The following is a 13,847-nucleotide window of genomic DNA, read 5'->3' on the forward strand; positions in this document are numbered from 1 at the left end:
AGTAAAACTCCTATCTGTAGGTCAGTGAATTAGCCGCGGATACCGAACGGCTGAGTGAAGCGGACGTCGCCTTCGACCATGTCGCGCATGTCGGTCAGGCCGTTGCGGAACTGCAGGGTGCGCTCCAGGCCCATGCCGAACGCGAAGCCCGAGTAGACCTCCGGGTCGATGCCGGAAGCACGCAGCACGTTCGGGTTAACCATGCCGCAGCCGCCCCACTCGATCCAGCCTGCGCCGCCCTTCTTATTCGGGAACCAGACGTCGACCTCAGCGGACGGCTCGGTGAACGGGAAGTAGTTGGTGCGCATACGGGTCTTGGTCTCCGGGCCGAACAGGGCCTTGGCCATGTGATCCAGCGTGCCGCGCAGGTGCCCCATGGTCAGGCCCTTGTCCACAGCGAGTCCCTCCACCTGGTGGAAGACCGGGGTGTGGGTGGCGTCGAGCTCATCGGTACGGAAGGTACGGCCCGGGCAAATAACGTAAATCGGTAGGTCACGCGACTGCAGAGTGCGAACCTGCACCGGAGAGGTGTGCGTACGCAGCACCTGCTTGGAGCCTTCGGGCGCAATGTGGAAAGTATCCTGCAGGGTACGAGCCGGGTGATCCGGCAGAAAGTTCAGTGCGTCAAAGTTGAAGTACTCGGCTTCTACCTCCGGGCCCTCAGCAACTTCCCAGCCCATACCGACGAAGATGTCACCGATTTGCTCGGACAGGATGGTAATTGGGTGCATACCGCCGCGCTGGCTGCGCGTGGTGTCCACCGACACGTCGATACGCTCCGCGACCAGACGACGCGCGTTTTCCTCTTCCTCCAGCACCGCAAGACGCTCAGCATAGTGCTTCTCGACGCCTCCGCGAACAACATTTACGCGACGACCAGCATCCTTGCGCTCAGCCTTCGGAATGGAGCCCAGCGCGCGGCGAGCCTGCGGAATGTAACCTTCATCCCCCAAGTGCTCACGACGGGCGGCAGAAAGCTCATCCAGGTTGTTGGCAGCATCGAAGGCGTCCGCGGCCTTCTGTGCAGCCGCCTGGAGGGCGTCCTCGGAAAGATCGATAGGATTTGGCGAATCGCTCACGTGTCAACCACTTCTATATAGGACTATCAGTTCATGTGATGGAACAATCATAGTCGAGGATAACTGCACACGTGCACGCGCCTCTCCATCGAGGTTTTCCTACTTACCTCGAACTGTCTCCCACAGGCACATGGCCGCTGCGGTAGCGAGGTTCAACGACTCCGCTTTGCCCTGAATCGGGATGGACACACTGGCCCCGGCCGAAGCCGTGACCTCTTCCGATAGGCCGTGTGCTTCATTTCCGAAAAGCCAGGCGACGGGACCGCCGGGAAGTGCATCAACACCAAGTGTGAGCGTGCCGTCCATCGCCGTGGCGAGGGTGGTAAAGCCCGCTTCCCTGACTTTCTCCATAACCACGTCGATATCACGCTCCCGCGCAACCGCGGTGTGGAAGACAGACCCCGCCGAAGAACGCACGGCCTTAGAGTTCAACGGGTCAACCGAATCGCCAGCGAGGATCACCGCACCAGCTCCAAGGGCATCAGTCATGCGCACGATTGTGCCGACATTGCCCGGGTCGTTGCACTCGACCGGGATAACCAGACAGCCGGCCTGTTTTCCGGCTTCAATGGCCGCCTCCAGCGAGGTGGACACCGCACTGGTGTCGCAGACGGCGAAGAGCCCGGTGGTGGTGACGGTTTCGCTTAAAGAGCGGGCGGCGGAGTCGTCGATTAGCGATACGGACTTGCGCTGCGTCCCCGATTCGAGATACCCCGTGAGCAGCTCGCGGAACTGCTCGGCGGCGGCTGCGGTGACGAAGATTTCTACGACGGCCTTTGCGCGGATAGCTGCGTCGACGGAGTTGAAGCCCTCAACGAGGAAGCGTCCGGCCTTCTTACGCTTGGCCGCGCGGTGGAGCTGAATAGCCGCCGAGACTCGTGGAGTGCGGGGAGTAAACGGCTCGTCGTTGAAGTACAGCGCAGAGTTCATAGTGACTAATCCTAGTGGTGCGGATCGGGATTCATAACTGCGAGGGCGGATACGAAAAACCACCGTCGGGGTTATCCACAAACCCAATCGACGGTGGTTTTTCAAAGAAGTTGGCAAGGACGCTGCCATTCGCAGGCGCTTGCCGACGCTACGTACGAGTTACCTCGTAACTGCCTTACTTAGCAGCAGGAGCGTTGACGTCCTCCGGCAGGGCGTCCTTAGCGACCTTGACCAGAGCAGCGAATGCCTGCGGGTCGTTGACAGCCATCTCAGCCAGGTTCTTACGGTCAACCTCAACGCCAGCCAGGTTCAGGCCCTGGACGAAGCGGTTGTAGGTGATGTCGTTAGCGCGGGCAGCAGCGTTGATGCGCTGAATCCACAGACGACGGAACTGACCCTTACGGTGGCGGCGATCGCGGAACTCGTAGGTCTTGGAGTGGAGCATCTGCTCCTTGGCCTTGCGGTACAGGCGGGAGCGCTGACCACGGTAGCCCTTTGCGGAATCGAGAACTTCGCGACGCTTCTTCTTAGCGTTAACAGACCGCTTCACACGTGCCACGGTGATACTTCCTTTTCGTTGTCTTTAAGAACTAGTGAAATTAAGAGGGCGATTGCCCTGGGACGAGGCTTGAAAAATTAAGCCTTGCCCAGCAGACGCTTGACGCGCTTGACGTCCGACTTCGCAACGTCCGTGGTGCCCTTCAGGCGACGGGTACGAGTGGACGGCTTGCCCTCCAGGAGGTGGCGGCGGTTAGCCTGCTCGCGGCGCAGCTTGCCGGAACCGGTAACCTTGATGCGCTTTGCGGTGCCCTTGTGGGTCTTCTGCTTCATGTTAAAACTCTCCCCTACCAATCTTCGACGCTCGTGGCGCAAAGATTTCGTTTACAACCATTTCTGGTCAGGTCGGTTACTTCTTACCCTTATTCCGAACCGGCCCCAGGACCATAGTCATGTTGCGACCGTCCTGCTTCGGGCGCGACTCAACGACGCCGTACTCTTCGACATCGGCGGCCAGACGCTCCAACAGGCGGAATCCCAGTTCTGGACGAGACTGTTCACGGCCACGGAACATAATCGTGACCTTGACCTTCGAACCCTTCTCCAAGAAACGAACAACGTTGTTCTTCTTGGTTTCGTAGTCGTGGTCATCAATCTTCGGACGGAACTTCTGCTCCTTGACCACAGTCTGCTGCTGGTTCTTTCGAGCCTCGCGTGCCTTCTGGGCTTGTTCGTACTTGAACTTGCCGTAGTCCATAATCTTGGCGACCGGCGGCTTTGCTCGCGGAGCAACCTCAACCAGGTCAAGGTCTGCTTCGTAAGCGAGCTTGAGTGCGTCACCGGTACGGACAACGCCCACCTGCTCACCGTTCGGTCCTACAAGGCGGACTTCCGGTACTCGAATATCCTCGTTAATACGAGCTTCAGCGCTGATGTGGCCTCCTAGGTTGAACCTGAACAATCTTCGTTTCAAACCGCGATAGCAAGCGGGAAAGGAAGAAAAGCCACGCGTCTACAGCGGATTACTACACACTGTATAAGGACGCCTTCCAATCGTGCGATGTGACATCACCGATTAGGGTGGACCCCGGCACTACCGTAATTCTTTGGCGCACCAAGGGTGGGACTTAAATCCTCTTCGCTGCCGAATGCAGCTAATTGCTCCCCGAAGGCAGCAACCATCACATTCTGGCGGTCGTAGACGAGATACTAACACAGGCGTTCTCGCATACCAAAATCAGATTTGTAATCAGATTGGTAGATTTTTCCCGTAGTTTTCGAGCCAAACACGATTAAAGTCGTCACCATGACTACTGGCTCCAACGGCTTTGGCCCTAAAGCCGACAACAGCAATCCTAACGATGCCCCTGCCCGACATACAGATCGACCGAACGAAAATCGACCTAGCGGCGATTTCGTCCTGACTGGGGACTCCGTCACAGAGCTCTCCCATGCTCTAGCGGACTTGGAAGCCAGTTCTCTTCGGCTGGCGCAGCTTACCCACACCTGGCAGGTGCGTCTTTCACAGGCCACCGAGAAGGTGACCAATCCTACCGCCGAGCAAGCCACTGAGCAGGTGTCTTCTGCGTCCCACATGCCGCAGCCTGCACCCCACCAGATGCCCCGGCCTCAACCGCAAGTGCAGCAGGCACCAGGACCTATCTCGCCGCAGCCACACCCTTCACAGGTGCCTCACGCTCATTGGCAGCCACAACCTGGGCAGATGCCGCCGCGAGTGGCGCAACCGCAACCGCAGCCGCCGCAACCGCCACAACCGCAACCGCAGCAGCACGCTCAATCAGAGCAGTTCGGCTTCCCCTCCGCCCATCAATGGCGTCGGAATCCAGGTCCGCCGCAGCCATCCCCAGCACGGCCTTACCCGCCGCAGTCCTCCCCAGCGCCAAGCCTGCCACAACCCCCGCTCGAACCACGCGAGCCTCGCGCCCCTTGGTGGCGCAATGAGAAGGCGATCATCAAAATCATTGCCATCTTCGGCGGTCTCATCACCGCTGCCGGTATCGCCTTTTTCGTCGCAGTTGCAATCCAATCGGGCCTGATTGGCCCAATCGGTCGTGTGGTCTTGGCATACCTGCTGGCCGCCGTGCTCGCGGTCGCGGCTGTGCGAGCGCACCGTCGTCAAGCACCGCCTGCTGGCGTAACAGCACTAATCGCAACATCGCTAGCCGCCGCACACCTGACGACGATGTCAATGTCCTTCCTCGTCGACTGGATCCCGGTGGCAGCAACACTTGTCATCATGCTGCCATTCGCCGCCATCGGTCTCTACGGGGCGCGGTGGACGAAATCAAGCGCTGCCGCGGCGTGGACAATCACAATCAACACCGGATTGATGCTGTGGGCGACAAGCGGCCTCTACTTCCACGCCCGACCGCTGAGCTCCTCGCTCGCGCAAATCACCCTGCAACTGATGATCATCGCCGCCATCGTCTGCTTCTGGAAGCTCCCCTTGCAGAAGTACGTCGTCGCATTCCTGCTGGGCGCGAACATCCTCATCGGCATCACCACAACCCACAATGCGCTGGTGATGCCGGTAGTCGCCGCACTCACCATCGCCCTGTTCGTATTCGCCCAGTTTGGACCGCTGGCGTTGGCGCGCCAGTTCAAGTCCATGCTTGACGACGAGCCTTCGGAAACCACCACCTCGGAAGACTTCTCGTTCACCATCACGTCAATAGTCGCCTTCTCATCTCCGGTGATAGCCGCGGTTCCGACAGTCAACGCAACGCAGTCCACATCCAGCCTCTGGTTGCTGTTCTACGGCGGGTTTGCGCTGTTCGTTGGTATTGCTGCGGTATTCATCTGGAATCGTGATGTCTTCCGCTTTCTCGCGCCAATGGCCCTGGCCACGGCGGTTCTTCCCTGGCTCGCGCTCGCAGTGGCAGGCCCGGAGGGCGCCGAGGGAGCCGGTACTGGAAATCAGACCTGGGGTCTCATCCCGGTTTCCATCGGTGCCGCACTGTTCGTCTGGGCACTGGCCACGGCATCCAAGCACGGCGAGATTGGTGCGCGACTCCAGGCCCCTAAACCGACGCGGGATGCCGTTGGGTCGTATACAAAGATTGCGGCGCTGACCTGGCTACTCTGCGCAACGGTGGTACACCTCTACATCCTGCCCGCAGCGTTGAATGCGAGTGTTGCAACTGACTACCCGGCGAGCTTGGCAGAGTCGCTTTCGCTGTTGTTCCTGCTGTGCGCCGATGTCGGTCTGGCAGTGGCGGCAGCGAGGTCGCAGCTGGCACCGGCGTTTGCGCTGATTGGCCTGGCTGCGTTGGGTATGCCTTTTATCGTGTTGCTCACCACCATTGGCGTGAGCTTCAACGCCGCGCACATGTTGCTCAGCATTTTCTGGGCAACGATCGCCGGAATGCTGGTGCTGTCAAAGAGGTTCCACCACATTCCGGCGCGGCTGGCGGCGGGCTTGACGATTGCGGCACTGTCTATCGTCAAGCTGATCTTCTACGACATGGCCACGCTCGATGGCGTTATCCGAGCCTTGGCTTTCCTCGGCTGTGGCCTGATTCTGCTGGCCATGGCTGTGTCCGGGGCAAAGCAGAAGAATGCCGAGGAGCCAGCGAAACCGGACGTGAACGACAACGCCATTGCCAACGATTCCGACGCTGCTGGTGTTGCCGGTGCCGCCGATGCTGTCCCGGCTGCTGGCGAGCGGGAAGATGTCCCCCACGCCAACAGCCCTGGGGATGCCGACAGAAACGACCCGACTACTTAAGCAGCGGCTTCAGGTACTGGCCAGTGTGGGAACCGGAACACTTCGCGACGTCCTCCGGCGTGCCTTCCACAACCACGGTGCCACCGCCGGAGCCGCCTTCCGGCCCCATGTCGATAATCCAGTCCGCAGACTTGATGACATCCAAATTGTGCTCAATGACAATGACGGTGTTGCCCTTGTCCACCAGGCCTTGCAATACGAGCATCAGCTTGCGAATGTCCTCGAAGTGCAGACCCGTTGTCGGCTCGTCCAAGATATAAACGGTTCGACCATTGGAGCGCTTCTGCAGCTCACTGGCCAACTTCACACGCTGAGCCTCACCACCCGAGAGCGTGGTCGCCGCCTGCCCGAGGCGGACATAGCCCAAGCCGACGTCGACAAGCGTATTGAGATAACGCGCAATCGACTGAATCGGCTCGAAGAACTCCGCCGCCTCTGAGATGGGTATGTCCAGCACCTCGGCGATGGTCTTGCCCTTGTAGCGAACCTCCAGCGTTTCGCGGTTGTAGCGCGCGCCATGGCAGACCTCGCAGGGCACGTAGACATCCGGCAGGAAGTTCATCTCGATTTTGATGGTGCCGTCGCCCTTACACGCCTCACAGCGACCGCCCTTGACGTTGAAGCTGAAGCGACCGGGCTTGTAGCCGCGGACCTTGGCCTCTTGCGTCTCGGCGAAGAGGTTACGAATCTTGTCGAACACGCCGGTGTACGTCGCGGGGTTGGAGCGCGGGGTGCGGCCAATCGGCGACTGATCCACCTGCACCAACTTGTCCAGCTGATCTAGCCCCTCGACGCGGCTGTGACGACCCGGCACCTGACGAGCACCGTTGAGCTCGTTGCTCATCACCTTGGCCAGGATTTCGTTGACCAGGGTGGACTTACCCGAACCGGAAACACCTGTGACACAGGTCAGCACACCGAGTGGGAACTTCACGTCAATCTTCTTCAGGTTGTTCTCGCGAGCGCCCTTGACCGTGACCATGCGCGACTTATCAATCGCACGGCGGTTCTCCGGCACTGCCAACACTCGACGGCCCGAGAGATACGCGCCTGTCAGCGATTCTTCGCAGTTAACAATGCCCGATGGTTCGCCCTGGTAGACAATCCGCCCGCCGTATTCACCGGCCTTTGGTCCGATGTCGACCAGCCAATCGGCTTCGCGAATCGTGTCCTCATCATGCTCGACCACAATCAGAGTATTGCCCAGATCGCGCAGGTTCTTTAGCGTCTTAATCAGGCGGTTGTTATCCCGCTGGTGAAGGCCAATCGACGGCTCATCCAGAACATAGAGCACGCCGGCAAGCCCCGAACCGATCTGGGTGGCCAGACGAATTCGTTGTGCTTCACCACCAGACAGGGTGCCCGCCGAGCGCGACAGCGACAGGTAGTCCAAGCCGACATCCAGGAGGAACTTCAGGCGAGCCTGCACCTCGCGCAACACACGACCGGCGATCATTTCCTCACGCTTACCCAAAGTCAGCGAATTGAGGAACGCCGAACCATCCTGCACCGATAGCTCAGTGAGCTCGGCAATATTCTTCTGCCCAAACTCCGCCGAATCCAGCGTCACCGAAAGAATCTCCGGACGCAGACGAGTGCCGCTACATGCCGGGCACGGCACTTCACGCATGTACCCCTGGAAGCGATCCTTCTGCGACTCGCTCTCCGCCTGCGACAGCTTGCGGTGCAGGTACGGCATCACGCCTTCAAAAGGCGCGGTGTACTGGCGCGTGCGACCGTATCGGTTCCGGTACCGCACCGTGACCTTGTGGCTGGAACCGTGCAACAGAGCCTTGCGCTGCGGTGCCGTGAGGTCCTCGAAAGGCACGGTCGGGTCAAAGCTCATCTCGGTGGCAAGGCCTTCGACCAGCTTTTCAAAGTACTTCTTATTCAGCGTCTGCCGCCACGGCGCGATTGCCTCGATTGCAGGCAGCGACGGATCTGGAATGACCAGGTCCGTGTCCACCTCCAGCTTGGTGCCGATACCGTCACACTCAGGGCATGCCCCATAGGGCGAGTTGAAGGAAAACGACCGCGGCTCCAACTCGTCGATAGAGATGCGGTGCCCATTCGGGCAGGCCATCTTCTCCGAGAACCGCTGGGTACGTCGCGGATCGTCTGCCTCTAACCCAACGGCGTCGATGACCACGACGCCGTCGGCAAGCAAAAGCGCCGTTTCGACGGAATCGGTGAGCCTGCGCTGCTGCGAATCCTTTACCTGAAGACGGTCGATAACCACGTCAATATCGTGTTTGACCTGCTTCTTCAGCTTCGGCGGATCAGTCAGACGATGCATTTCACCATCGACGATGACGCGGGCGTAGCCCTCGGATGCGAGGCGCTCAAACAGGTCGACGAACTCGCCCTTGCGCGTGCGTACGACGGGTGCCAGGACCTGGAACTTGGTGCCCTCCGGCATCTCCATGACCTGGTCGACGATCTGTTGCGGAGTTTGCGAGGAGATTACTTCCCCACAGGTCGGACAGTGCGGCGTACCTGTACGCGCAAAGAGAAGACGCAGGTAGTCATACACTTCTGTAATCGTGCCGACCGTAGAGCGCGGGTTGCGGTTCGTCGACTTCTGGTCGATCGACACCGCTGGCGAAAGCCCCTCAATCATCTCCACATCGGGCTTTTCCATCTGCCCCAGGAACATGCGCGCATAGGAGCTCAGCGACTCCACATAGCGGCGCTGGCCCTCGGCGAAAATTGTGTCAAATGCCAGTGACGATTTACCCGAACCCGACAGACCGGTGAAAACCACCATCTTGTCTCTGGGCAAATCGATGTCAACACCCTGCAGGTTGTGCTCGCGGGCGCCTCTGACCACTAGACGTTCAGCCACAGTGGGAAACCTCAATTCGTCGACGATTTACTCCCGACCAGTCTACAGGCCACAGCGATTTTTTCGCACATGTGTTCAGAGACTCGCGGTTACGTCGCGTTCCTAGCGCGCCGACAGCCACCTCATTACCCTGGGGCGCATGAACGACGACGTTACAATCAGCCCCTACTCCAACTCGCCGAGCACGCGCGGCGTTGAGCGCATTGACTACGGCGATGTCACCATTTATAAGACCTCCGTCGGCCCGATGGAAAATAACGTCTACCTTTTGGTCGACTCCCGTGAGCCCGACAATTCTCTACTTATCGATGCCGCCACCGACGCCGACCACTTAGTCCGCCTGGTTGAGCACGTCGGCGCGCAGGTCCGCACGATTGTCACCACTCACTCCCACGCCGATCATGTCCAAGCCCTCAGCCAGCTCCTGCAGGCCTTCCCCGCCCGCCACATCACCTCCAGCCTCGATGCCCCAGCCATCCCCGAGCCCGCCGACCAGCAACTCGACGGCGGTGAAACAATTGACTTCGGCCAGGACATCACGCTAACCACCTTCATCCTCCGCGGACACACAAAAGGCGGCCTCTGCCTCGACCTGTCCGCCAAGGAAGCAGGCGCGCTTTCCGACGACGCCCCATCACACCACCTCTTCGTCGGTGACAGCATTTTCCCAGGCGGCGTCGGCAAGACGTATTCCCCCGAGGATTTCACGCAGCTTATCGACGATGTCGAGAGCCGCGTCTTCCGCGTCTACCCCACCGACTCGGTGATTCACCCCGGTCACGGCAAAGACACCACGGTCGGTGTCGAAAGCCCTGAGGTGGATAACTGGCGCGAGCGCGGTTGGTAGCGTTGGGTGCCGCAGTAGCTTCTGAAAACCTCGCCGTTCCCCCAACATAAATAGGCCGGGCTGCGTAGGATTAATAGTGAATTACAGCGACCAGATGGCCACAAACACGGTCCTATCTGGACGACAAAGGAGATGGAATTTAGATGATTCGCAAGTTTGCCCGCCCAATGCTGGCCTCGGTTTTTGTTGCCGACGGTGTCGACACACTGATGAACCAGCAGGATCATGAAGAGGGCGCACGTGACCTGATTGCCCGCGTCCGCTCCGTAACCCCTAACCAGTACATCAAGTACGTGCCAAGCAACGAGAAGACGGTCGTCCAGGCCATCGCTGGCACCAAGGTTGCCGCTGGTTCTCTCTACGCGCTCGGTAAGGCTCCGCGCCTGTCCGCAACCGCCCTGGTCGCCGCACAGATTCCGACGATGTTGGCTCGCCACGCATTCTGGGAGACCCAGGATGAGAAGGAAAAGGCAGCTCGCCGTACTGGTTTCCTCACCAACGTCGGCCTGCTGGGCGGCCTGTTCCTGGCTACCGCCGACACCGACGGCAAGCCGGGCGTCGCTTGGCGCGCCGAGAAGGCTGGCAAGCAGCTGAACAAGAAGGTGCAGGCCGCACTGCCGACCAAGTCTGAGGCCGAGCAGCGCTCCGAGGAAATCAGCGCCGCCTTCGCTTCTGCCGGCGACAACGTCCGCGAGAAGGCCGGCCAGCTCCGTGACCGCGCTTCTGAGGCCACCGATGAGGCTCGTGAATACGTCGAGGAGAACAAGGACGGCTGGCGCGAGCAGGTCACCGATGCCTTCGACACCGCTAAGAGCTACGTCGAGGACAACAAGGACGACTGGATCGCCAAGGCCACCGAGCTCGCTGAGGACGCTCGCGACTACGCCGAGGACCTGGGCAAGGACCTCAAGAAGGATTCCCGCAAGCAGCGCAAGCAACTGCGCAAGCGCGCCGAGAAGGCTTCCAAGGAGGCCAAGAAGTCCGCAAAGAAGGCTCAGAAGCAGGCCCACAAGCGCGCGAAGAAGGCTGAGAAGGCTATCAAGTCCGCTCGCTAAGCTGGGCCGCCAGTAGGTTCGGAACCTGGGTCGCCAGTAGGGTCGGCTAGCTAGGCTCGCTAGCCAGCAGGCCTGAATAGCCAAAGTAGCCCACACTCGTCTGCAGTAAAATCGCTGCGACAGCCCAGGCGGTATACTTAAACGCTCCCCACGCCACTGCGTGTGTGGAGCGTTTTCACATTTTTATATTCTTTCTGCATTAGCTTGTGCGCATGCTCCTGCGCACACCAATTAACACCACTTTTACGAACCGTTGAGGAGACCAGGTTGGCGTCGCGCGCATCCGAGCCCGGACAGGACCAGGCAGGCCGCATTGACCGCACTGCCCAGATTGGCCAGGCAGGTCTGCCGGACCAGGCCAGTTCAGCACCACAGCGAGAAGAAGAAAGCATCCTCGCTGCCGAACAGGCCTACGTCGACCGCGCCTTCAGCTTCCTCGACCGGGCACGCGAGCGCGACCAGGAATACCTACGCCAGGTCATGCTCATCGACGACCCGGACCCGCAAGCCCGCGTTGAACGCGAGGTGGAATACCACCGACTACAGGCTAACCTGGGCCGCTACCGCTCAGCCGAGATAGGCCTGGTCTTTGGTCGCATCGATATCGATGACCCAGACCCCGACAATCCTCTGGCAGCGGAAGGGCCGGGGGCGAGCGTCGATAAGCGATACATCGGGCGAATCGGCCTGTCCGATGAAGACGACGACTACCGTACAGTCATTATGGACTGGCGTGCCGATGGTGCGCGTCCGTTTTACCTGGCCACGACCGCCCATCCCGAGGGCGTCAGCCTGCGTCGGCACCTGCGCACGCACGGCCGCAAAGTTCGCAGTATTGACGACGAATGGCTCTCCGGCGAGGAAGCCGACAGCGCACCCGAAACCGAAGTTGAGGCGGGTGTCGGTGGCGAATCGGTGCTGCGCGAAGTCATGAATCAAGCGCGCACCGGCCATATGCGCGGCATTGTGGAGACCATTCAGCGCGAACAGGACCTCATCATTCGCGATTCCACTCGCGGCACCTTGGTTGTCCAAGGCGGGCCCGGCACGGGCAAGACGGCGGTGGCGCTGCATCGCGTCGCATGGCTGCTCTACACCTACCGCGATCAGCTAGCGAAAACCGGCGTCCTCATCATCGGCCCGAACACGACATTCCTCGACTACATCTCGCGCGTGCTGCCCAGCCTCGGCGAAACCGGCGTGGTGCTGACCACCATCGCCGACCTCTACCCCGGCGTGCGCGGTTCCGACGCGCTTATCGACGGACACAACCCCGAACCCCTGGTTGCGCAGGAAGTTAAGGGCTCGATTGAAATGCTCACAATCCTGCGTGAGGCCGTGCGGGCCTACCAGGAGCTGCCCGCGGAGCCGCTTGAGGTCCGTAACGACAACATCACCCTGACCATCACGCCGGCAATGGTGAAAGCCGCGCGGACGCGTGCGCGGAGGACTCGTAAACCCCACAACCTGGCACGTCCGATTTTCCGGGATCACGTGGTGGAACTCCTGGCCGCACAGATGGCCGAGGTCATTGGTGCCGACCCGCTCGGCGGCGAGAACCTGCTGTCCGTGACCGACGTTGCCGACCTGCGCGACGAAATCGACGAATCCGGAGCAGTCGCCGACATCCTCGACGAGCTGTGGCCTGCGCTTACGCCCGAGCAGGTGCTGTCGGAGCTGCTGAGTTCCCGCGAGGCCATCGACTACGCCGCCAGCGACTACGACGAGCTGACGCGCGAGGCTCTCTACCGGCAGGAAGGCACCGACTGGATGCCTTCCGATGCCCCGCTTCTCGACGAGCTGGCGGAGCTCCTCGGCCCGGTTGGTGAAGCGGAGGCCGATGAAGAGGATTGGCAGGCCCGCATCGACGAAGCACAGGGCGCGTTGGATACTCTGTCCAGTTCTGCTTCCCAGGACCTTGACGACGGCTTCGAGGCCGAGATCTTGTCTGCGTATGACGTCATCGATGCCGAGGCACTGGCTGAACGTCATCGCGAGCGCGATCTGCGATCCACCGCCGAGCGAGCGGCAGCGGATCGCCTGTGGGCCTACGGCCACGTCATCGTCGATGAGGCGCAAGAACTCTCCGCGATGGCTTGGCGAATGCTGCGCCGCCGCAGCCCCAACGGCTGGATGACCCTCGTTGGTGATGTGGCTCAGACCGGCTCCCCCGCAGGTGCCGCGACCTGGGACGATGTGCTGGAACCAATCATCGGTTCGAGGTGGCATCTCCACGAGCTGACCGTCAACTACCGCACCCCAGCTGAGATTATGGAAGTTGCCGCCAGCGTCCTGGCCCAGATTGATTCCGAGCTGGAGGCGCCGCAGTCGATTCGGGCAACCGGTCGCAAGCCTGTCCAGGCTCGCACCATGACGGAGGCGCTAGCGCACGTTGAGCGGGTGGCGCAGCCGGATCGCCTGGTCGCGGTCATCGCCCCGGCAGAGTTGCTCGAAGCCACGCGCGCGGAGGTGCGGGAGTTTCTTGGTGGCGGAGCTCGCGCCAGCAAGCTCACCAGCTGCGCGGTCTACGACATCACGACCTCAAAGGGCCTGGAATTCGACGAGGTCATCGTCGTCGCGCCCGACCAGATTGTGGCGCAATCGCCGCAGGGGCTACAGGACCTGTATGTTGCACTGACTCGGGCAACCCAGGGACTCGTGGTCGTCGATAAGCAGCGCCCTGAGCATCTACCCGAGCTGGATTGGGCCTAGCCTCACGGCTACCACCGCTGGCCACCCCAGCGACTACCACCCTACGTCGCTCCCCCCCCCGCCCAACCCGCGCAAAAAGAGGGTTAAGGCTCAAAAAGTGTGTCCGATTGGGCTGATTTTTAGCAGTTGATCT

The 13,847-nt window shown here is 60.6% G+C and carries 11 protein-coding genes; 4 read left to right on the forward strand and 7 right to left on the reverse strand.

Going from position 1 to position 13,847, the window contains the following annotated elements:
• Window positions 1-29 precede the first annotated feature (29 nt).
• From pheS to Q0U90_RS09180, 6 genes are all read right to left on the reverse strand, one after another.
• Entirely contained in the window at window positions 30-1,079 is a 1,050-nt protein-coding gene (pheS, locus tag Q0U90_RS09155) for a phenylalanine--tRNA ligase subunit alpha (protein ID WP_297453949.1), read from the reverse strand.
• Window positions 1,080-1,178: 99 nt separating this feature from the next.
• Entirely contained in the window at window positions 1,179-2,009 is an 831-nt protein-coding gene (locus Q0U90_RS09160) for an RNA methyltransferase (protein WP_297453952.1), read from the reverse strand.
• 175 nt (window positions 2,010-2,184) lie between these two features.
• Complete coding sequence (rplT, locus tag Q0U90_RS09165) at window positions 2,185-2,568, reverse strand: 50S ribosomal protein L20 (protein WP_016422904.1); 384 nt, start codon at window positions 2,566-2,568, stop codon at window positions 2,185-2,187.
• Between the two features lie 77 nt (window positions 2,569-2,645).
• A complete protein-coding gene (gene rpmI, locus Q0U90_RS09170; protein WP_005511726.1) occupies window positions 2,646-2,840 on the reverse strand; it encodes a 50S ribosomal protein L35 in 195 nt (64 codons plus the stop codon).
• Window positions 2,841-2,916: 76 nt separating this feature from the next.
• Window positions 2,917-3,468, reverse strand: coding sequence for a translation initiation factor IF-3 (gene infC, locus Q0U90_RS09175; protein WP_297453961.1), 552 nt, complete (start codon window positions 3,466-3,468; stop codon window positions 2,917-2,919).
• A gap of 697 nt (window positions 3,469-4,165) precedes the next feature.
• Complete coding sequence (locus Q0U90_RS09180) at window positions 4,166-4,438, reverse strand: hypothetical protein (protein WP_297453964.1); 273 nt, start codon at window positions 4,436-4,438, stop codon at window positions 4,166-4,168.
• A 143-nt stretch (window positions 4,439-4,581) separates the two neighbouring features.
• Here Q0U90_RS09180 and Q0U90_RS09185 point away from each other — a divergent pair, with 143 nt between their 5' ends.
• The gene (locus Q0U90_RS09185; RefSeq protein ID WP_297453967.1) at window positions 4,582-6,255 is read left to right on the forward strand and encodes a DUF2339 domain-containing protein; all 1,674 of its coding nucleotides are present in this window, start codon (window positions 4,582-4,584) and stop codon (window positions 6,253-6,255) included.
• Here the strand turns inward: Q0U90_RS09185 and uvrA are convergent.
• Complete coding sequence (gene uvrA, locus Q0U90_RS09190; RefSeq protein ID WP_297453970.1) at window positions 6,248-9,100, reverse strand: excinuclease ABC subunit UvrA; 2,853 nt, start codon at window positions 9,098-9,100, stop codon at window positions 6,248-6,250. The genes Q0U90_RS09185 and uvrA overlap by 8 nt on opposite strands.
• 139 nt (window positions 9,101-9,239) lie before the next feature.
• On the opposite strand from uvrA, the gene Q0U90_RS09195 reads away from it, so the two are divergent.
• The 3 genes from Q0U90_RS09195 to Q0U90_RS09205 all read left to right on the forward strand — a co-directional run bounded on the left by Q0U90_RS09195 (window position 9,240) and on the right by Q0U90_RS09205 (window position 13,714).
• Window positions 9,240-9,947 (forward strand): MBL fold metallo-hydrolase, encoded by a 708-nt coding sequence (locus Q0U90_RS09195; RefSeq protein ID WP_297453973.1) that lies wholly within the window; start codon window positions 9,240-9,242, stop codon window positions 9,945-9,947.
• A 143-nt stretch (window positions 9,948-10,090) separates the two neighbouring features.
• On the forward strand, window positions 10,091-11,002 hold the full coding sequence (locus Q0U90_RS09200) for a DoxX family protein (RefSeq protein WP_297453976.1): 912 nt from the start codon (window positions 10,091-10,093) through the stop codon (window positions 11,000-11,002).
• 267 nt (window positions 11,003-11,269) lie between these two features.
• Window positions 11,270-13,714 (forward strand): AAA family ATPase, encoded by a 2,445-nt coding sequence (locus tag Q0U90_RS09205; protein ID WP_297453979.1) that lies wholly within the window; start codon window positions 11,270-11,272, stop codon window positions 13,712-13,714.
• Window positions 13,715-13,847: the final 133 nt, after the last annotated feature.

Origin of the sequence: uncultured Corynebacterium sp., from assembly GCF_946998835.1 — a bacterium.
Lineage (GTDB): Bacteria > Actinomycetota > Actinomycetes > Mycobacteriales > Mycobacteriaceae > Corynebacterium.

Excerpts from the sequence above, each read along its gene's own strand:
- Q0U90_RS09160 (WP_297453952.1), bottom strand. The coding sequence starts at position 2,009 with ATGAACTCTGCGCTGTACTTCAACGACGAGCCGTTTACTCCCCGCACT.
- rpmI (WP_005511726.1), bottom strand. The coding sequence starts at position 2,840 with ATGAAGCAGAAGACCCACAAGGGCACCGCAAAGCGCATCAAGGTTACC.
- Q0U90_RS09195 (WP_297453973.1), top strand. The coding sequence starts at position 9,240 with ATGAACGACGACGTTACAATCAGCCCCTACTCCAACTCGCCGAGCACG.
- Q0U90_RS09200 (WP_297453976.1), top strand. The coding sequence starts at position 10,091 with ATGATTCGCAAGTTTGCCCGCCCAATGCTGGCCTCGGTTTTTGTTGCC.